A 19,145-nucleotide genomic window follows, 5' to 3' on the forward strand; every position below is an offset into this window, starting at 1 on the left:
CACATTCTGAAATCCAACATAACCTAGAAATGTAAGAATAGCAGAACAAAGGAGGTACTCATTATGGGTGCAGGTGGTTTTGGAAACGGCGGCGGATTCGCGTTTATTGTAGTATTGTTCATTTTATTAGTTATCGTCGGTGCTTCTTGGTGTTAATGGGAGACTGATGAATCAGCTGATTGCCTTGCAATCAGCTTTCTTTATTTTCCAAGAAAAAATTCTATGCTAAACTTAGTGAGTATACATAGCGGATGTTAAGCTATAAGAAAATGGCTTTTTGCCATACTTAGTTGATTCCATCAAACTAAAGGGGTGCTCCTATTGACTTACGCGGAAGACTACCTTTCTTTCCTTGTCCATTTCCATGGAACAAGGGATTACTTCGAATGTCATGAAATCCTTGAAGAATATTGGAAGGAAACCGCACCAAAAGAGCGTGACTCTCATTGGGTAGGGCTCATTCAGATTGCGGTTGCCCTGTATCATGATCGCAGGGGAAACAAAAAAGGGGCTGCAAGGACCCTGGCTAAAGCCTTGGCAAATCTCCACCTAAAAAAGGCCGAGCTCCTGAAGTTGGGACTCGATCCAGAACGACTGTTCAAATTGCTCGAGGATACCCATGAGCGAATGTTATCACAAAAGCCATATAAAAGCATCAATCTGCCAATATCGGATCAAAGACTGATCGAAAAATGCCAATCCATGTGTTCGCAAGAAGGATCCATATGGGGTGCGGATAGCGACATGACCAATACATCGATCGTTGATAAGCACCTAATGCGTGACCGTTCGGATGTCATTTCAGAAAGGGCTCGACAGCTATCCCTTCGAAAAACAAGAATGGAGGACCGCCCTTAAAGGCGATCCTCCATTCAAGCTTTCATATTCAGAAATCTTCACACCTGTCAAGAAAGCTTTCCGTAAACTCATTTGCTTTTAATTCTTTGTCAGGATACTGCTCCTTGATGGCCCTGACCATCGTTTTACCGATACCTTGCTTCCGGAAGGATGGATTTACAGATATATGTTGTATCTCAATGTGGGTTGGAGAGACTTCTATACCGATCAGGCCCGTAATCTCTTCATCTTTCCATAAGAACAGCTGTAGGTTTTCATCCGTTTCATAATTCTTCATCGTATTCCGAAGCGTTTTTATCTCTTTTTCATTTGGCATGAAAGATAATAATCCCATGGCAAACTTCTCATAACTTTTCTTATACTTAATCAACATAATATCCCTCGTTACTAAATAACGTTTTTATTATCTTCCTGTTTCCAATTAATTTGCTTTGAATAATAATCCTCACATATAACATTTACATCATACATAAAAATCCCGTTCGTTTCAACATCACTTTCAGCACTTGATTTATCAATGGGCTATGTGCTAAGCGATAAACAGCCAGTATACGATTCCCCACATCAAAGCGATAATAAGCATCATAAGTAAAAGAGTCTTATTACTTTTCCTCATCCCATACTCCCTTTATGAATGGTCCAAATATTTAAATAACGAATTCATTCTACTATAACTTAACACAATCTGACAAATATCCTTGCAATCTTGCTTCAATTTTACTACATTGGTAAAGTGATCTAGGTTCATAGAGTGCCAACTTAGGTATAAAAGACAAAAGATACACCCAACTTCTTCGTTAAAATGAACGTAGCTATTTGGCTATAAATTTTTTTCAGGAATATATGTATCTTTTTTAGCCTTTGTTTCGTCAAATACTATGAATCTGATTTAAAGTGCCGCCCTTTTTTGAAAGATTCCCAATTCAGCAGGAAAGTTAAGGAGGATTATCATGAAAAAAATGAATAAATGGGTCATTGTAACCATTTTATTATGTCTATTATTGCCATATAAGGCTTTTGCAGATGCAGCTGTTGGTGAAATGATCGTCACACTTGGTGAGAATTTGACAAATGAACAAAAAAATATGATTTTATCAGAAATGAAAGCACCCAATGATGTTGAGGTTTTAACCGTTACAAATGCGGAGGAACATGAATACTTAGGAGACTATATCGCTAGCCGTCTAATCGGTACAAAAGCGATTTCATCCTCTGCGATTACTTTGGAGGAAAAAGGTACCGGTCTTAAACTGGAGTCGAAAAACATTAACTGGGTTTCCGATGAAATGTATATCAATGCACTGGCTACTGCAGGAGTAAAAGATGCTACCATTTATGTCACCGCACCTATACCTGTTTCCGGTACAGCGGCTTTGACAGGAGTCATTAAAGCCTATGAGATATCTGCCGACAAGAAGATTCCTGAAGATGTGAAACAGGCAGCGAATGAAGAAATGGTGAAAACAGCAAAATTGGGTGACGAAATCGGTACGGAAGAAGCCTCTGCACTTGTTACGAAAATCAAAGAGGAAATGGCTGCAAACCCACCAGCCAATACTGAAGAGGTCCGCGAGGTTGTCGAGTCTTCAGCAAAAGACCTTGGAATCGCCTTAAATGAAGATCAAATTCAAAGTTTAATTGATTTATTCAATAAGCTAAAAGAATTGAATATTGATTGGAACGCTGTCGGTGATCAGCTGACTGCAGCTAAAGATAAACTTTCCAATTTTCTTGAATCCGAAGAGGGTCAATCATTTCTGGATAAATTGAAAGAAGTGTTCAGTAGTTTAATAGACGCGATCAAATCACTTTTCAGCTGATTCAAATAAAAAAAGGATGGCCAATGCCATCCTTTTTTCTATTCTTTGACGACTGCCGCTTCATGAAGGGCCAAGTCCAAATGGATAAGATCTTCGTAAGTTTCGCGTTTGATGACCAACCGGGCTTCTCCCTTTTCGGCAAAGACGACAGCCGGTCTCGGAATGCGATTGTAATTATTCGACATGGAGTATCCATATGCCCCTGTACAAAATACCGCCAAGACATCACCGCGGCCGGCTTTTGGCAATGGTAAATCCCAAATCAACATATCTCCGCTTTCACAGCATTTGCCGGCAATGGACACTGTCTCCTCCACAGGGTCGAGCGGCCGGTTTGCAAGAATGGCATCATATTTAGCTTCGTAAAGAGCGGGACGTATATTATCACTCATGCCCCCATCTACGGCAATATATTTACGGACATTAGGAACTTCCTTTTCAGAACCCACCTTGTACAGTGTCACACCGGCGTCTCCGACCAATGAACGGCCAGGTTCGATCCAGATTTCAGGCATCACTAAATCAGAATCAGCAATTAGGTTCTGCACTTCCCTAACGATCTCCTCAACATATTGAGACGCGGGTAGCGGGTCATCCTCTTGTGTATACCGGATCCCGAATCCCCCTCCGAGATTCAATACCTGTGGTTGAAACCCTACCGAACCGTGCCAATCACTCAGCTTGCCGATAATTTTTTGGGCTGCCAGAAGGAAACCGGTCGTTTGAAAGATTTGGGAACCGATATGGCAGTGCAATCCAAGAACTTCCAGAAACTTACTATGAAGCGCTTGTCGAAGGGCAGCTTCGGCCTGGCCGTTAATAAGATCAAAACCAAATTTCGAATCTTCTTGCCCTGTCAAAATATAATCATGCGTATGGGCTTCAATACCCGGTGTTACACGAAGAAGGATTTTCATCTTTTGTTCACGGTTTGTACAAATTTCTTCCAACAGTGTCAACTCTGAAAAATTATCGACTACTATACAGCCAATGTCATGATCCAAAGCCATATGTAGCTCTTCTTCACTTTTGTTATTTCCATGGAAGTGAATCCGTTCTGTTGGGAAATTTGCCTTAATTGCCGTATATAATTCCCCCGCTGAGACAACATCGAGAGACAGTCCCTCTTGCTCAGCCAACTGGATCATGGCAATCGAAGAAAAGGCCTTACTTGCGTAAGCAACTTGTGCTGAAACCCCCAATTCCTCAAAAGTTCTCTTGAACCCCCTCGCCCGTTCGCGAATTAGCTCTACATCATAAACATATAATGGTGTTCCAAATTGTTCGATCAATTCGATCGTGTCCACTCCGCCAATCTCCAGATGTCCACGTTCATTGACACCACCGGTTCCGTACAAATGCATGATAGCCTCACCTTCCTGACTTAAAACTATTAATAAGAAATGAGGCAGCCTCAAATAAAGAAAACCCGCTGTAAAAGGTCCTCTATATAATCCTGCCTCATCCGAATCAATTATCCCATGTAAATATTGTTATCTATGACTGCTTAGTAGTTCGAAGGGAAAGACAGATTGTTTAAACTCCAAAGAGTCATAGTAGCTTTATCTCTTTGTTAAGCCCAACTTTATCGCTTTATCCGAATAAAAATAAATTACCACAACTTTTCGACAACATCAACCTTTAGATTTTCTCGGCTGTCTATATAGATCTTGGGGATGTACAATGCTCGGACGTTCTATAGTACCAGGATAAGGTCTTCTTAATATTATATGTGACAAGGCCTTCGGCTGAAACGGGAGAAGCGGCCATAAATAAGGTGTATTTAATGTTTTTATACTAGTGAGCATGATCAAATAGAGTGTGATGCCTATGACTAAACCAGGCACTTTAAATAATGCGACCAAGACTATCAATACTAAACGGGTAATTTTATTTGCAACTCCTAGTTCTAAACTCGGAGTGACAAATGTACCTATTGTCGCTACGGAAGCATAGAGAACCACTTCAGGAACAAATAGGCCAACATCTATCGCTATCTGTCCTATCAAAACCGCCGCAACCAAGCCCATTGCCGTGGAAAGCGGGGTCGGGGTATGGACGGCTGCCATCCTTAAAAATTCTATCCCAATATCGGAAATGAAGATTTGGATCACAATGGGTATATGTGTTTTTTCATTCGGCCCGATAAACTCGAACTTCTCCGGCAGGAGGGAAGGCTCTAAACAGAACAATAACCATATCGGCAGCAAGAATAACGAAACGAAAATCCCAAGAAAACGGACCCAGCGCACCAAGGTACCGACCGCAGGTGCCTGCCGATACTCCTCGGCGTGTTGCATGTGATGAAAAAGGGTGGACGGGGTAATGATGACACTCGGTGAAGTATCCACATAAATAAGGACATGACCCTCAAGCAAATGCGTTGCCGCCACATCGGCCCGTTCCGTATATCTGACAAGCGGGTATGGGTTATACCTTTGCTTTACGATGAACTCTTCGATCGTTTTATCAGACATCGTGATGCCATCAACCTCAATATTATTCAATTCCTTACGAACGATTTCTATTAAATCCGGATCGGCAATATCTTTAATGTAGCCGATGGATATATCCGATTTCGATCGTTCCCCCACATGCAACATTTCGAAACGCAATCTTTCATCCCGGATTCTTCGTCTGGTTATCGCTGTGTTAATGATGATATTCTCGACAAAACCATCCCTTGATCCACGGACGACTTTTTCGGTATCGGGTTCTACTGGCTGTCTCCCGGGATAACTCCTGACATCCACGACCAGCCCTATTGGTTTACCATCAACAACAACGACGATTAAACCGGATAATACCTGATCAACAAGCTCATCCATCGTCTTTATTTCCTGAACGGATTGGTGTACGAGCAAGTCTTTGACTACATCAAAAACTTTAGTAGACACGATATCGGCATTTTTGTTATGAATGAGAGAATCGAGGATATCAATGATGTACTCCGTATCCGTCAGTCCGTTTATATAGTAAAGATGTACATCTTTTCTTAAGACCTTTATCTTTCTTACTCCTAAGTCAAAGCTAACGCCTAGACCTACTTTCTCTTCCATGTATGCGTCAACTTCCGCTACCCTACTCGGAATCGGCATCATGTTTTCAGGTTTTTCTGAAGTCACCATGACCACTTCTTTCCAATATGATTTCCACCGCTAGCTTCGTTATCGGTGCTCCTCTTTTAAAATCGTCCTGATGGGACATTTTTCCGATATCCCCTATCCCAACTACTATGGGAACATGTAATTGATCGATGCAATACACCGTATCTCCTGTTATCTTCCCCAGTTCAAATTCCTCGGCGCCGTATTTATCGACCCCGTTCGGTGTCAAATTACCATCACGGTCAATACAGATATCCACCTTGGTCCACTCTTCCCTTCTAGTCTTTGAAGCGACCGCTATCACGCCAAGGACATCAATATCAGGGTGTCCGGCAACTACCTTCATTGCCTGTTCGCCTGATCCTTCTCCTATAAAACCGCTATCATCAAACATGACCAATACAGGATCATACTTCGCCTTTTTTATTAATTCAACTAACTCCAATCCCGTATATCGTGATGGATTACCTTGGGACATGGAGATACATCTTCCCCCTATTTCCTTGGCTACATGCTCGACAGCCCGTTTCGCATACTCATCTCCATCCGTAATCAATATCACTTTTCGTTTGGTCACCATCTTGGGCCTTCCTTTCATCATCAGGAATAGTTACCTCTTACACTTATAAGTCGACAAAATAAATCCATTGGAATAATGATCCGGCTATTTTCCCCAATACGAGTGCCATTAACAAATAAATGATCTTCTCTTGAATTCCGATTCGTTTTGAAAGAACTGGAAATACATTCAGGACTTCAGTTAAGGCAGCCGCAAGCATCCCATTAAATATCCCGTCAGCCAAACCGATCGGAATTAAAAGAAAATGCGGAAGGGAAAGTTCCGTTTCCTGTAATCCTAACCATGTTCCTGCGACAACTCCGGCAATGATGGCTCCTTCATAGTAATGTATCATTTTCATTGTTTTTGTCAGCTGAGTCAGTCTTGGAATCACCCCAAGTACAGTTAAAAACGCTACAAAACCGGCACCTGTTGCAAACCCCCCGGCTAAACCGACAAAGATTCCGAAGATGATCTTACCGGTCATCAAGGTGGCGCACGTTTTCCTTATTTTCATTCATGATTACATAACGGTCCAAATCCTGCTGATAGTTGAACATTTCAACCTCGAGCGGACTAGGTTCCTCATTGAAGCGTTTTTTAAAGAAATGATTAAAAAATAGAATCATGCCCATACCAAGGCCGAAGCTATATGGGATTTGGATCAATAACGGCTTATCTTCCACTTTTCCCGTTATTATAGTAAAGATTTTTTGATGCACTTCCCCCATGCTGACATCCACATGAAAATTCATGATCGTCATCCCGCCGCCGACAAATAACAAAAACCAAACTAAGGCGAATGTCAGGTATGACATTTTCTTTTTCGAAAGGATGATTTCGATGATCGTTTGGGAAGGGCCGAATGTTTCCACTTCAATAGTCGGATCCATCTTGCGGATGGACATGATAACTTGAGCTAAATCAATGACAATAATATTCTTATCTTCCTTCTTGACCGTTAATAATATGATTTCTTCAATTTTGGTAATCACTTCTTCAGGTCCGATTATCCTTGCAATATCTTTTATCCTCACCGTTTGATTTCCCTTTGCTTGTACACGGTTCCTCATCCTGATATATACAACTGTCATTATCATCACATCCCGACCTTTTATTTCCTTATGCTAGTAGTATGGATTGGAAGCAGTTTGAAAATGCAGGAAGTGAACCATGTCCAAATATTACTAATTTGAAACCAAAAAAAGACACGCTGCAATGACAGCATGTCTTTTTGGTTTACATTCAACTATTAATGAGTGGGGAAGAAAATCAGCTGAACCAAAAATATCAACCCAAAAATATAAATGAGCGGATGTACCGATTTTCCTTTTCCGCTGAATACCTTCATTAGGGGATATGTGATGAACCCAATTGCAATCCCTGTAGATATACTTGAAGTAAGCGGCATCGTTAAAATGATCGCAAATGCCGGAAATGCCTCATCGAAAATTTTCCAATTGACTTTAGCCAGCCCTTCCATCATGAAACATCCCACGATGATCAAAACGGGAGCTGTGATTGCTTGAACTGAAGAAATTGCCGATATCAATGGAGAAAAGAAAATCGATGCAGCAAACAAGATGGCCACGACAGTAGCGGTTAATCCCGTACGTCCGCCTGCAGCCACTCCCGTACTCGATTCCACATAGGCAGTCGATGGGCTTGTACCAAACATCGAGCCGACTGTAGTCGCAATCGCATCACCTAAAAAGGCTTTCTTGGCACGAGGGATTTTCCCATCCTTCGTTAGTCCTGCCTGTTCTGTCACGCCAATCAAGGTGCCTGTCGTATCGAAGATCGTTACAAGTAAAAAGGCGAAAACAATCGAATATAAAGAATTCGTGAAGACCCCAGCAATATCGATATCGAAAAATACCGGGGTTGGAGGTACAGATAAGACCCCATCGAAGTTGAGCAAACCGATAAAGTAGCCAATGATTGCCGTAACGATCATGCCAATGAAAATGGCCCCTTTTATATTACGGGCCATAAAAATCAAGGTAATGAATAAGCCTGCTAACGCTAAAACGGTTCCTGGCTGATGTAAATCGCCAAGCGTCACCATCGTTGATTCATTTGGCACTACGATTCCAGCATTTTTCAATCCGATAAACGCAATGAATAAACCAATTCCGGATGTGATGCCGTATTTTAATGAGTTAGGAATCGCATCAATTATCATTTTACGCAAGCTAGTCACGCTAATTAATAGAAATAGCAAACCAGCAATGAAAACCGTACCGAATACGGTCTGGTATGAAAGGCCCTGTGCCCCCACCACACTGGCAAAATAAGCATTCAAGCCCATCCCTGGTGCTATCGCAATCGGGTATTTTGCAACGAGCCCCATGATTAGGGTACCTATCACCGCTGATATGACCGTTGCCATGAAAACTTGTTCAAATGGAATTCCGATTGAAGACAATAAAGCCGGATTCACAATGAGGATATAAACCATAGTTAAAAATGTCGTAACACCCGCCATGACTTCTGTACGGACATCCGTCCCATTTTCTTTCAGGGAGAAAAACTTTTCCATAAACATTTTAGACCTCCAGATCTAAAGGAATCACCGACAACCGTTTGCACGAAAAGACAAGGTGTCCTAATATTGTATTGCATCGACGTTTTAACTGTTCAATATTCATTGAAAGAAAGATAAAAAAAACGAATGAGAAACGCGACCTTTACTATAATATTCGTTTTTATTCCTAAATTCAACTAAAAATTCGACCCCATCCCTATTTTCATCTTAAATCACTTTTACTTTTTCCTAAAATCAGTATTTATTTTCAGTTCAATAAAAAAACCACATGAATCACTGATTCATGTGGTTTTTCATTTGCTGAAGAATCTTCTTTTCCAGCCTTGATACCTGAACTTGGGAAATACCAAGCCTTGCCGCCACTTCCGATTGCGTCTGATCTTTATAATACCGCAGGAAAACAATCAGCCTTTCACGTTCATTCAATTCATGTATGGCTTCTTTCAAAGCGATTTGATCGAACCAGGATGTTTCATTATGGTCGGCAATCTGGTCAAGAAGAGTAATCGGATCTCCATCATTTTCGTAAACCGTTTCATGGATCGATGAAGGGCTCCTGCTAGCTTCTTGGGCCATGATGATTTCCTCTGGCGATAGCTCTAAATGTTCCGCCAATTCATTGACAGTCGGGACGCGGCCATACGTCTTTGAAAGTTCCTCTTTGGCCCTGCGAATTTTATTCGCCATTTCCTTTAATGACCGGCTTACTTTAACCGTTCCGTCATCACGGATAAAACGTTGGATTTCACCAATGATCATAGGCACAGCATACGTTGAGAATTTCACTTCAAACGATAAGTCAAATTTATCCACGGACTTCAACAGACCTATACAGCCTATTTGATAAAGGTCATCCGGTTCGTAACCTCGATTGAGGAATCTTTGCACTACTGACCATACAAGCCTCAGATTGCTATTGACAATCAGATTCCTCGCATCTTGGTCACCGCTCTGGCTGCGTTGGATTAAATTCCGCAATTCCTCATCTTTTAAATGGGGCTGGCCTTTCTTGCTCTTCTCGTTTTTAACCTCCACATCCATATGCAAGTCTCCCTTAATTGCACAAAGCTCTGCTTGTAGTTAAGTGCTTTTTTAATCGAATGATCGTGCCTTCGCCCTTATGGGAAATTATATTGATTTCATCCATGAAGTTTTCCATGATGGTGAATCCCATACCGGAACGTTCAAGTTCGGGTTTTGTCGTAAATAACGGCTGTTTAGCCTCCTCGACGTCTTCAATGCCCAGTCCTTCATCCCGGATGGTCAATTCCACAGTATCGCCTTCGATGACCACTGAAATGTAGACCCAACCTTCCGGGTCACTCTCATACCCGTGGATGATCGAATTCGTAACGGCTTCTGACACGACAGTCTTGATCTCTGTCAATTCATCCATCGTCGGGTCCAGTTGGGCAATGAATGCCGCAACAGTTACCCTGGCAAAAGATTCATTTTGGCTAAGTGCAGAAAATTTCGTTTCCATTTTATTTTTCATATTAGGCAACCCCCAGTCTTTGCAAAGCGTTTTTTTCGGATAGTTCCATTTTAACAATTTTAAACAACCCTGACATCTCAAATAACCGCTTTACTGCTGGAGAAATTGCACAGACCACCATTTCACCTTGCTTTTTGTTTACCTGCTTATAACGCCCCAAAATAACTCCGAGCCCTGAACTGTCCATAAAATCCAGTTCTTCCATGTTGAGGATGATATGCTTGATATTATGCTTTTGAATGGCTGCCTCTGCCTGATTCTTCAATTTTTCTGCTGTATGATGATCTAAATCACCTTTGAGACGAATGCACAATACGCGGTTTTTCGCCTCCATATTAATCGTAAGACTCATTATATACAGCCTCCTTCACTGTCTTATAAAGAGTCAAATTCTCTTTTTCACCTGCCGATTCCTCCCTACTAGCAAAACTAGTGGAGTTTCGCCTAAATTAGTACGATTAACAGGCAATGCGACAATTTATTCTATTTCGCTTGGGTAAACATGCCGAAAGCCCGTTTATACAATTGCCACCAGCTGGCATTATCAACAGTTTCCTTCGCAACAATCGGAGATTCGACATATACCTTGCCGTTTTTCTTCAATTCAAGCGTACCAATTTCATCACCTTTTTTAATCGGGGCATCCAAATCTTTTTCAAGCGTGATTTTTTTTGTAAAGTCCTTTGCCGTTCCGTTTTTGGCTGTCAAAACTGATATAGGTTCACTTGTGACGCCCACCACGGTTTTCTTTTGCCCTTTACTTACCTTGGCTTCACCTAACACCTCACCGCGTTTATAAATAGGGTATGTGATGTATTGTGAAAATGCATAATCTAACATCTTGGTAACCTGAGCGTTTCGTTCCTTTGGAGAAACGGCTCCGAAAACGACGGCAATGACACGCATATTCCCTTTTTTAGCAGTAGCTGTCAAACAATACTTCGCTTCATTTGTAAATCCTGTTTTCAGTCCATCGACCCCAGGATAAAATTTCACTAACCTATTTGTGTTGACGAGCCAAAATTTCTTTTCGGTATTTTCACGGAGATAATCTTCATATGTACCCGTGAACCTTGTAATCTTATCGTATTTCAATAATTCCTTCGCCATGATCGACATATCATGTGCCGAACTGTAATGATCTTTAACAGGAAGTCCCGTTGCGTTTTGGAACTTTGTATTTTTCAACCCGAGGTCTTTCGCCTTTTTGTTCATTTCCCTGACAAACTCTTCTTCCGATCCAGCTAGACGTTCAGCCATCGCCACCGATGCATCATTCGCCGAACCAATCGAGATGCCCTTAAGCATTTGTTCCGTGGTCATTTCTTCTCCTGGCTCAAGGAAAATCTGGGAACCGCCCATCGACGCTGCATACTCACTAGTCCTGATTTTCTCCTTCATGCTGAGTTCGCCTTTATCGATCGCTTCCATGATCAGCAGCATCGTCATGATTTTCGTCATGCTTGCCGGTGAAAGGCGATCGTCTGCATTTTTATCATAGAGAACAGTACCTGTATCCCGTTCAATCAAAATAGCGGATTTAGCATTTGCCGCCAGTTCGACTCCTTTTTCTTCAGCTGCTTTTGTATGCGGGGTGTTAAAACCCAATGCTACCAAAACGGTTAAAAAAACAGAAAGAATCCGCTTCATCTCCATACCCTCCAATCTTTATATTTTTTATTTTTTCCATTAAAACCATTTTTATACAAATAAAGATGAATTTTGAACATATACTGGATATAGGGTAACAAAGTGAACCAAATTAAAAGAGGATGCGCATGGGCATCCTCTTTTAAGAATTCAATGGGAAAAACGTAAAAAGGCCGCTCAAAAGCGCGGCCTTTTTTGGAAAATGTTTATTCCATGATCTCTTTATAGATCAATGTAGGTTTTTCTATTTTCTCTTTGGAAATCGCAATGCTTTCATACAATTTTTCTTTTACCTTTGAAACATCTTCAAAATTGCTGTAAATCGTCACAAGTGATTCACCTTTTGCTACGGTCTCCCCGATTTTTTTACGAAGTACCAGTCCGACTGCCAAATCAATCTCTGATTCTTTTGTCGCCCGCCCGGCGCCTAAGAGCATGGCTGCCGTTCCTACTTCATCAGCGATGATTTCCGATACATATCCGTCCTCTTTCGCTTCCAGCTCGAAAGTATGAGCAGCCTGCGGTAGTTTTTCCGGCTGATCCACAACCGAACCATCGCCTCCCTGCGCTTCCAGGAAAATCTTGAATGAGTTAAGTGCAGAACCATCCTTGATCGCATTTTCCAGCAAGGTTCTTGCTTCTTCCAGCGAGCTTGCTTTTTTGGCAAGGTATACCATATGGCTTCCCAGTGTTAAAGAAAGTTCCGTTAAATCTTCCGGCCCCTCTCCTTTAAGCGTATCGATTGCTTCCTTCACTTCTAAAGCATTTCCGATTGCGTAACCCAACGGTTGGCTCATATCGGAAATGACAGCCATCGTGTTTCGTCCCACATTGTTTCCAATGCTAACCATTGCATGCGCCAATTCTTCGGAATCTTCGAGAGTTTTCATGAAAGCGCCCGCTCCCGTTTTAACATCAAGTACGATTGCATCTGCACCAGCGGCGATTTTCTTACTCATGATCGAGCCAGCAATCAAACCGATACTGTTAACGGTACCCGTAACATCGCGCAATGCATATAACTTTTTGTCGGCCGGAGTCAGGTTACCACTTTGCCCAATGACAGCTATCTTATTTTTATTGACAAGCCGGATGAACTCGTCATTTTCTATTTCGACATGAAATCCTTTTACAGACTCCAACTTATCGATCGTCCCGCCTGTATGGCCAAGACCGCGTCCTGACATCTTTGCCACTGGAACACCAACAGCAGCAACCAATGGTCCAAGCACTAGAGTTGTGGTATCACCCACACCGCCTGTTGAATGTTTATCGACCTTAATTCCTTCAATCATCGATAAATCAATTTGATCTCCCGATTCGACCATTGCCATGGTTAGATCAGCACGTTCCTGCTCATTCATGCCTTTAAAATAAACAGCCATTGACCAAGCGCTCATTTGGTAATCCGGAATCGATCCATCGGTAAACCCATTGATGATGAACTGTATTTCTTCTGTAGTAAGAGCCTTTCCATCACGCTTTTTCTCGATTAAATCTACCATTCTCATATTAGAATCCCCACTTTTTAAAGACACCGATTTTCTTAAGGTGTACTTGTATTTTTTTGGTTCGTTTTATATGTCTTTAACGATTTGCTTAACAAATTCAAGAAAACTGCTTTTCACTTTTTCAGTCGTTTCAATTACCTCTTCATGTGACAAAGGCTGATCCAGAATGCCCGCGGCCATATTGGTAAGGCATGAGATTCCGAGCACCTTCATTCCGCTATGCCTTGCTACGATAACTTCCGGGACTGTCGACATACCAACTGCATCCCCGCCAAGGATCCTTGCCATTTTCACTTCTGCCGGTGTCTCATAGGTCGGTCCTGTATTACCGATATAGACACCTTCTTTGATATCCAATCCTAGTGAAGCTGCTATTTTTTTTGCTTGCGTCCGAAGGTCTTTATTATAAGCTTCCGACATATCAGGGAATCTAGGGCCGAAACGCTCTTCATTAGGACCAATCAATGGGTTTGCCCCCATTAAATTAATATGATCCGTAATGAGCATCAAGTCACCTGGTTGATAGCTTTCATTAACGCTTCCGGCAGCATTCGTTACGATTAACTGTTCAACACCAAGAAGTTTCATTACACGGACAGGGAAAGTGACCTTCTCCATGGAGTAACCCTCATAAAAGTGGAAACGTCCTTGCATCGCTACAACCTTTTTGCCACTTAATTGTCCAATGACAAGCTGTCCAGCGTGTCCTTCAACAGTCGATACCGGGAATTCCGGGATTTCGTGGTAAGGAATCGTTATCGGATTTTCAATTTCATCCGCCAATACTCCAAGTCCGGAACCAAGAATCAGTCCTATCTCCGGAGAGCCTTCAATTTTACTTTTTATGAATGACGCAGCAGTCTCTATTTTATTAAACATCTATTTATTCTCCCCTAAATTTAGATCGCCCAATATACTTTTTCCGAAGGCAGGCATTTTCACATCAAAATTAGCAGCGACCGTCGCCCCAATATCAGCAAATGTATCTCTTATTGGGAGTTCGGCACCTTCTGTAAATCGTTTGGAATAGACTAACAATGGTACATATTCACGTGTGTGATCGGTTCCTTCATGGACCGGATCATTCCCGTGATCGGCAGTGATGATCAATAAATCATCCTCTTTCAGTTTATCAAGGACTTCAGGCATGCGAGCATCGAATTCTTCCAATGCCTTTCCGTATCCCTCTGGGTCACGGCGGTGACCGTATAAAGCATCGAAGTCGACTAGATTAAGGAAACTTAACCCTTTGAAATCCTGTTCTACTGTTTGAATTAATTTATCCATTCCATCCATATTGGATACGGTCCTTAATGATTCAGTGACACCTTCCCCATCAAAGATATCCGAGATCTTCCCGATTGCAAGGACATCATATCCAGAATCTTTCAATTCGTCCATTACTGTCCGGTCAAACGGTTTCAATGCATAATCATGACGGTTAGGCGTTCTTTTGAAGTTGCCTGGTTCACCAGTGAACGGTCTGGCAATAACGCGTCCAACCTTGTACTCATCAGCCATTGTCACTTCACGGGCAATTTCACAAATCTTGTATAATTCGTCTATCGGGACGATATCTTCATGTGCAGCAATCTGTAATACGGAATCAGCTGATGTATATACAATCAGCGCACCCGTTTTCATATGTTCCTCGCCAAGCCTCTCAATGATTTCCGTGCCGCTTGCCGGGACATTCCCAATAATCCCCCGACCCATTTTCGCCTCGAGTTCATTGACTAATAATTCCGGGAAACCATCTGGAAATACACGGAATGGAGTCGATATATTCAATCCCATGATTTCCCAATGACCAGTCATCGTATCTTTCCCTGTAGAGGCTTCCTTCATTTTCGTATAGTATGCGAGAGGTTGCTGAGCTTTTTCAATTCCCTTGATTTCACGGATATTGCCTAAACCCAATTTTGCGAGAGTCGGCATGTTCAATCCATTCATTTTTTCTGCGATATGGCCGAGTGTATCCGCACCTTTATCGCCGAATAAATCTGCATCAGGTGCTTCGCCAATCCCAACTGAATCCATAACTATTACAAATATTCGTTTAAATGCTGAATTCCCTTTCATGAGTCATTCCTCCTAAAATAGTAAATCACTTTTTATACTCTCTATAATACCCTTATTCTGCTCAGTTACTCTTCATTTAAATGAAATCGCAAGAACGTCAGAAGTCTGACCTCTCTACATTGTAAACGATTACCATGATGGAGACAAATAATATATTTCGGAATGAAACAAAGTGCCATAAGATGTGCGTTAGAATCATCAGCATCCCTTATAGCCGTCTCGCCGACACAGAAAAGGCTGCTCCTTCAACTGCCTCGCAGTTAAATTCACAACCTTTCTATCATTCTATTAATCCTTTAAGCTCGCGGATGGAATTTTGAATAGACATCCTTGATCCGTACGTTCGTAATATGGGTATAAATTTGAGTTGTCGAAATATCCGCATGACCAAGCATTTCTTGGACGGCACGTAAATCAGCCCCATTCATCAATAGATGTGTCGCGAAAGAATGTCTCAGTGTATGCGGTGTAACTTCTTTTTCAATCTGTGCCGATTTTACAAGTTTTTTTAGAATCTTCCAAAATCCCTGCCTTGTCAGCCTATTTCCATGATGATTCAAAAAAAGTGAATCTGTCCTGTGCTTTGGGCTGGCCATTTTCCCCCGGGAACTTTCCATATAATGTTCAATCGCACCCAATGCAGTTTGTCCAATCGGAATGATCCTCTCTTTATTTCCTTTCCCTACACAACGGACAAAACCCATCGATGCATGGACATCACTCACATCCATGGATATCAACTCACTGACACGCATACCCGTCGCATACATCAGTTCGAGCATTGCCTTATCGCGTAATCCGAATTCATCCATTTTCTTCGGGGCTTCCAATAGTGCTTCCACCTCTTCCATGCTTAACACCTTTGGAAGGCTTCGTTCCGGCTTTGGCGTTTCTATATGTATGGACGGATCCTGATTTGTCACTCTTTCCCTTAGAAGAAATTGATGAAAAGATCGAATGGAAGCTATATGACGCGCCACCGTCTTCGATGATTTCCCTTGATCCTTTAACTTCACGAGAAAATGCAGGATGTTCACCCGCCGCGAATCATTCCAATCTTCAATGGTTTCAACATCTTTCAGAAAGCTCCAATATGATCTTAAGTCACGCTCATACGAGACGAGCGTATTCTTGGCAAGTCCTTTTTCAATGGTTAAAAAATGAATGAAATCCCTAATTTGATTCTCCATATTCATTACTCCCCGTTTAAATAAAACAACATTAGGCGTTCAAGCCATGCATCATCACCCGTATCAACAGCCTTCGATACTTTTACAGCCATGCCTTTCGGTTCATCATAACGATGATAACTTTGATATTCCTGATTTAACCATACCATTCCTATATAAAAAAGAACAGTGAAGCTCACAAAGAGAATCATCACTTTAGCCGTGTGCAAAATAAGCGATAATGATGTTTTCATCCTTTCCCCTCCCATTCGACCCTTTGTATCAATCTATGCCCAACAGGACAAGTTTTATACGTGTTTCGGAAAGGAGAAGTCAAAAACAGCTCTTACTTGAGTAAAACCAGCTATTAAATGCAGAAAACCTTCTCCATTAAATGGAAAAGGCCCGTCTTCATTCACCCTACTTTTCTTCTTTGTCATGACATCGATGACAAATGCCATGAAAGGTTAATCTATGGTCTTTTATCTTGAAGTTCCAATCGCGTTCCACAATGTCTTCTACGTCTTCAAGTAGGTCTTCCTGGATCTCATCTACCGCACCACATTCCACACAAACAAGATGATGATGGAAATGCGCAGCTCCTTCTTGTCTTAAATCATAACGGGAAACCCCGTCTCCAAAGTTAATTTTATCCACTATTTTCAATTCAGTCAGCAACTCTAGCGTACGGTAAACTGTTGCCAATCCAATTTCCGGCGACTTTTCTTTGACAAGGAGGTAAACGTCTTCTGCGCTTAAATGATCCTCTTCATGCTCAAGTAAAACGCGGACGGTCGCTTCTCGCTGAGGCGTTAATTTGTAGCTGGACGAGTGTAACTGCTTTTTTATCCTATCAATTCTATTTTCTATTTCCATACCTAATATTCCCTCCCGCGCCGCTATCTTATCCATTATATCAAAAGAGGGAAAACTGTCAAAATAGATTTCTTGTTAATGATAAAAAAATTTGCGGGAACGGTATATTTCCATCAATGCCCCAATAAACTTACGACATTTTTCATTAAAGAAGGGGATAGGTACGCTTCAAATGCAGCAGCCGTAATCAAGAATAGCCCCGACAAAACCAATGAGAAAATATACCGTGAAATTATCGGCTTCAGCGGTTCACGAACCTGCTTAAGGAAAATCCGGCTGATCATTTTCATGGATAGTGAAACGGCAAGGACGGTTATTACGATGAATATCGGGACGATGAATATATTTTGGGGTAGAATAGCGACAAACGATAATAAGAACCCGCTCCATCCCATTTGATTGACTAAAAAGCCGACCGTGAATCCAACGACCATCCCTTTTATAAATAACAAAACCAGGATGACAGGCAAACCGATGACCGATATTCCGAGAATCCAGATGACCCCGATATATTTTATATTATGCATAATACTTTGGCTGAACATATCATGCGAAGATGCAAATTCACCTTTGGATACTTGTCCGAAAAATTGCGATAAATAATAGAACAAGTCTTCCTTTTGGGTAAAGCTCAAACTATTCACCAATATTGCCCCAAAAATGACACCCATCAAAAAAAGCACAGTGATAAAGACATATAATGAGGAATGTTCGTTAATATGTTTCATTACGGCATTTTGTACGACAGATTTTTTTTTCATCTTTCATCCTCCCAACTCCGCTTACTAGAATCTATGTTTTCGCTCTTTCATTTATGCTAAGAAAACTTTCCTCTTCAGCCGAACACATTGAACCCAATTCATGTTATAATTTTCCACATCAATGAGATGGAGGCAGGTTATGAAGGCTATATTAATGGATTTTCCCGAAAAAATTGAAACCCCTCGATTATATTTAAGACCTTGTCAGCCTGGCGATGGCCTGGACCTTTACGAAGCCATTGTCCATTCTAAACCTGAATTGAAACAGTGGCTGCCGTTTGCCCATCAAGATGTTTCTTTGGAAACTTCTGAACAGAACGTCCTTAAGGCCTTTGCTGACTTTATTTTAAAAGAGGATATCAGACTCCATATTTATAGGAAAGAAGACGATCAATTCATCGGTTCCACTGGTCTGCACCGAATCAACTGGGCTATCCCTAAATTCGAAATTGGCTATTGGATTGATACGAGATTCAGTAAACTGGGCTACGTAACGGAGGCAGTGGAAAAGTTAACTAAATTCGCCTTTTACCATTACGGTGCAAAACGGGTCGAAATCCGCTGTGACCCTAATAATATTGCCAGCAAACGAATTCCCGAGAAGCTTGGATTCACCCTTGAAGGAATTTTGCGTAATGACTGCCTTAGTGCAGACGGCACGGAAGTGCGGGACACCTCCATTTATGCAAAAACAACAAATTAAAAAAGT

Annotated in this window: 22 protein-coding genes; 4 read left to right on the forward strand and 18 right to left on the reverse strand. The window is 41.6% G+C overall.

Annotation, left to right across the window (positions count from 1 at the left end; genetic code table 11):
* The first annotated feature begins 63 nt into the window (after positions 1-63).
* Together J7I90_RS12960 and J7I90_RS12965 are read left to right on the forward strand one after the other, a co-directional pair.
* Positions 64-156, forward strand: coding sequence for a YjcZ family sporulation protein (locus J7I90_RS12960; RefSeq protein WP_072273196.1), 93 nt, complete (start codon positions 64-66; stop codon positions 154-156).
* A 165-nt stretch (positions 157-321) separates the two neighbouring features.
* Complete coding sequence (locus J7I90_RS12965; RefSeq protein WP_214772116.1) at positions 322-858, forward strand: DUF309 domain-containing protein; 537 nt, start codon at positions 322-324, stop codon at positions 856-858.
* Positions 859-886: 28 nt separating this feature from the next.
* Here J7I90_RS12965 and J7I90_RS12970 read toward each other — a convergent pair whose 3' ends face one another.
* Complete coding sequence (locus J7I90_RS12970; RefSeq protein ID WP_034308124.1) at positions 887-1,231, reverse strand: GNAT family N-acetyltransferase; 345 nt, start codon at positions 1,229-1,231, stop codon at positions 887-889.
* Between the two features lie 577 nt (positions 1,232-1,808).
* Here J7I90_RS12970 and J7I90_RS12975 point away from each other — a divergent pair.
* Positions 1,809-2,678: a DUF1002 domain-containing protein gene (locus J7I90_RS12975; RefSeq protein WP_251025251.1), complete on the forward strand. Its 870-nt coding sequence runs from the start codon at positions 1,809-1,811 to the stop codon at positions 2,676-2,678.
* Positions 2,679-2,716: 38 nt separating this feature from the next.
* Here the strand turns inward: J7I90_RS12975 and lysA are convergent, their stop codons facing one another.
* From lysA to spoIIM, 17 genes are all read right to left on the reverse strand, one after another.
* Positions 2,717-4,042, reverse strand: a complete 1,326-nt coding sequence (gene lysA / locus J7I90_RS12980) for a diaminopimelate decarboxylase (RefSeq protein ID WP_214772118.1) — start codon at positions 4,040-4,042, stop codon at positions 2,717-2,719.
* A gap of 270 nt (positions 4,043-4,312) precedes the next feature.
* Positions 4,313-5,779 (reverse strand): spore germination protein, encoded by a 1,467-nt coding sequence (locus J7I90_RS12985; RefSeq protein WP_251025269.1) that lies wholly within the window; start codon positions 5,777-5,779, stop codon positions 4,313-4,315.
* 4 nt (positions 5,780-5,783) lie between these two features.
* The gene (gene spoVAEA / locus J7I90_RS12990) at positions 5,784-6,365 is read right to left on the reverse strand and encodes a stage V sporulation protein SpoVABEA (protein WP_214772121.1); all 582 of its coding nucleotides are present in this window, start codon (positions 6,363-6,365) and stop codon (positions 5,784-5,786) included.
* 43 nt (positions 6,366-6,408) lie between these two features.
* Positions 6,409-6,831 (reverse strand): stage V sporulation protein AB, encoded by a 423-nt coding sequence (locus J7I90_RS12995; RefSeq protein WP_034308131.1) that lies wholly within the window; start codon positions 6,829-6,831, stop codon positions 6,409-6,411.
* Complete coding sequence (locus tag J7I90_RS13000) at positions 6,821-7,438, reverse strand: stage V sporulation protein AA (protein ID WP_311315203.1); 618 nt, start codon at positions 7,436-7,438, stop codon at positions 6,821-6,823. Before J7I90_RS13000 ends, J7I90_RS12995 begins: the two co-directional genes overlap by 11 nt.
* Positions 7,439-7,596: 158 nt before the next feature.
* Positions 7,597-8,886: an NCS2 family permease gene (locus J7I90_RS13005; RefSeq protein ID WP_048680228.1), complete on the reverse strand. Its 1,290-nt coding sequence runs from the start codon at positions 8,884-8,886 to the stop codon at positions 7,597-7,599.
* Positions 8,887-9,165: 279 nt separating this feature from the next.
* Positions 9,166-9,933, reverse strand: coding sequence for an RNA polymerase sporulation sigma factor SigF (gene sigF, locus J7I90_RS13010; protein ID WP_034308137.1), 768 nt, complete (start codon positions 9,931-9,933; stop codon positions 9,166-9,168).
* 13 nt (positions 9,934-9,946) lie between these two features.
* Positions 9,947-10,387 (reverse strand): anti-sigma F factor, encoded by a 441-nt coding sequence (gene spoIIAB, locus J7I90_RS13015; protein WP_034308139.1) that lies wholly within the window; start codon positions 10,385-10,387, stop codon positions 9,947-9,949.
* 1 nt (position 10,388) lies between these two features.
* Positions 10,389-10,739, reverse strand: coding sequence for an anti-sigma F factor antagonist (spoIIAA, locus tag J7I90_RS13020; RefSeq protein ID WP_034308142.1), 351 nt, complete (start codon positions 10,737-10,739; stop codon positions 10,389-10,391).
* 131 nt (positions 10,740-10,870) lie between these two features.
* The gene (locus J7I90_RS13025; RefSeq protein WP_214772122.1) at positions 10,871-12,037 is read right to left on the reverse strand and encodes a D-alanyl-D-alanine carboxypeptidase family protein; all 1,167 of its coding nucleotides are present in this window, start codon (positions 12,035-12,037) and stop codon (positions 10,871-10,873) included.
* Between the two features lie 206 nt (positions 12,038-12,243).
* Positions 12,244-13,548, reverse strand: a complete 1,305-nt coding sequence (locus J7I90_RS13030; protein WP_048680161.1) for a pyrimidine-nucleoside phosphorylase — start codon at positions 13,546-13,548, stop codon at positions 12,244-12,246.
* A 66-nt stretch (positions 13,549-13,614) separates the two neighbouring features.
* Entirely contained in the window at positions 13,615-14,427 is an 813-nt protein-coding gene (locus tag J7I90_RS13035) for a purine-nucleoside phosphorylase (protein ID WP_048680164.1), read from the reverse strand.
* The gene (gene deoB, locus J7I90_RS13040; RefSeq protein WP_214772123.1) at positions 14,428-15,630 is read right to left on the reverse strand and encodes a phosphopentomutase; all 1,203 of its coding nucleotides are present in this window, start codon (positions 15,628-15,630) and stop codon (positions 14,428-14,430) included.
* Between the two features lie 296 nt (positions 15,631-15,926).
* Positions 15,927-16,820 (reverse strand): site-specific tyrosine recombinase XerD, encoded by an 894-nt coding sequence (gene xerD / locus J7I90_RS13045; RefSeq protein ID WP_214772124.1) that lies wholly within the window; start codon positions 16,818-16,820, stop codon positions 15,927-15,929.
* Positions 16,821-16,825: 5 nt separating this feature from the next.
* Complete coding sequence (locus tag J7I90_RS13050; protein WP_034308153.1) at positions 16,826-17,053, reverse strand: YqzK family protein; 228 nt, start codon at positions 17,051-17,053, stop codon at positions 16,826-16,828.
* 166 nt (positions 17,054-17,219) lie between these two features.
* Positions 17,220-17,669 (reverse strand): ferric iron uptake transcriptional regulator, encoded by a 450-nt coding sequence (gene fur / locus J7I90_RS13055; protein ID WP_214772180.1) that lies wholly within the window; start codon positions 17,667-17,669, stop codon positions 17,220-17,222.
* Between the two features lie 119 nt (positions 17,670-17,788).
* Positions 17,789-18,436: a stage II sporulation protein M gene (spoIIM, locus tag J7I90_RS13060; RefSeq protein WP_034308157.1), complete on the reverse strand. Its 648-nt coding sequence runs from the start codon at positions 18,434-18,436 to the stop codon at positions 17,789-17,791.
* A gap of 139 nt (positions 18,437-18,575) precedes the next feature.
* Here spoIIM and J7I90_RS13065 point away from each other — a divergent pair, with 139 nt between their 5' ends.
* Positions 18,576-19,139, forward strand: a complete 564-nt coding sequence (locus J7I90_RS13065) for a GNAT family N-acetyltransferase (protein WP_214772125.1) — start codon at positions 18,576-18,578, stop codon at positions 19,137-19,139.
* Positions 19,140-19,145 lie beyond the last annotated feature (6 nt).

Origin of the sequence: Bacillus sp. ISL-57 (assembly GCF_018613135.1) — a bacterium.
Taxonomy (GTDB): Bacteria; Bacillota; Bacilli; order Bacillales; family DSM-1321; genus Peribacillus; species Peribacillus frigoritolerans.

Coding starts and splice junctions, on each gene's coding strand:
- sigF (WP_034308137.1), bottom strand. CDS start 9,933: ATGGATGTGGAGGTTAAAAACGAGAAGAGCAAGAAAGGCCAGCCCCAT.
- J7I90_RS13000 (WP_311315203.1), bottom strand. CDS start 7,438: ATGACAGTTGTATATATCAGGATGAGGAACCGTGTACAAGCAAAGGGA.
- lysA (WP_214772118.1), bottom strand. CDS start 4,042: ATGCATTTGTACGGAACCGGTGGTGTCAATGAACGTGGACATCTGGAG.
- J7I90_RS12960 (WP_072273196.1), top strand. CDS start 64: ATGGGTGCAGGTGGTTTTGGAAACGGCGGCGGATTCGCGTTTATTGTA.
- J7I90_RS13035 (WP_048680164.1), bottom strand. CDS start 14,427: ATGTTTAATAAAATAGAGACTGCTGCGTCATTCATAAAAAGTAAAATT.
- spoIIM (WP_034308157.1), bottom strand. CDS start 18,436: ATGAAAAAAAAATCTGTCGTACAAAATGCCGTAATGAAACATATTAAC.
- J7I90_RS12975 (WP_251025251.1), top strand. CDS start 1,809: ATGAAAAAAATGAATAAATGGGTCATTGTAACCATTTTATTATGTCTA.
- spoVAEA (WP_214772121.1), bottom strand. CDS start 6,365: ATGGTGACCAAACGAAAAGTGATATTGATTACGGATGGAGATGAGTAT.
- J7I90_RS13005 (WP_048680228.1), bottom strand. CDS start 8,886: ATGGAAAAGTTTTTCTCCCTGAAAGAAAATGGGACGGATGTCCGTACA.
- J7I90_RS12995 (WP_034308131.1), bottom strand. CDS start 6,831: ATGACCGGTAAGATCATCTTCGGAATCTTTGTCGGTTTAGCCGGGGGG.
- J7I90_RS13065 (WP_214772125.1), top strand. CDS start 18,576: ATGAAGGCTATATTAATGGATTTTCCCGAAAAAATTGAAACCCCTCGA.
- spoIIAA (WP_034308142.1), bottom strand. CDS start 10,739: ATGAGTCTTACGATTAATATGGAGGCGAAAAACCGCGTATTGTGCATT.
- deoB (WP_214772123.1), bottom strand. CDS start 15,630: ATGAAAGGGAATTCAGCATTTAAACGAATATTTGTAATAGTTATGGAT.
- spoIIAB (WP_034308139.1), bottom strand. CDS start 10,387: ATGAAAAATAAAATGGAAACGAAATTTTCTGCACTTAGCCAAAATGAA.
- J7I90_RS13030 (WP_048680161.1), bottom strand. CDS start 13,548: ATGAGAATGGTAGATTTAATCGAGAAAAAGCGTGATGGAAAGGCTCTT.
- xerD (WP_214772124.1), bottom strand. CDS start 16,820: ATGGAGAATCAAATTAGGGATTTCATTCATTTTTTAACCATTGAAAAA.
- J7I90_RS12985 (WP_251025269.1), bottom strand. CDS start 5,779: ATGATGCCGATTCCGAGTAGGGTAGCGGAAGTTGACGCATACATGGAA.
- J7I90_RS13025 (WP_214772122.1), bottom strand. CDS start 12,037: ATGAAGCGGATTCTTTCTGTTTTTTTAACCGTTTTGGTAGCATTGGGT.
- J7I90_RS13050 (WP_034308153.1), bottom strand. CDS start 17,053: ATGAAAACATCATTATCGCTTATTTTGCACACGGCTAAAGTGATGATT.
- J7I90_RS12970 (WP_034308124.1), bottom strand. CDS start 1,231: ATGTTGATTAAGTATAAGAAAAGTTATGAGAAGTTTGCCATGGGATTA.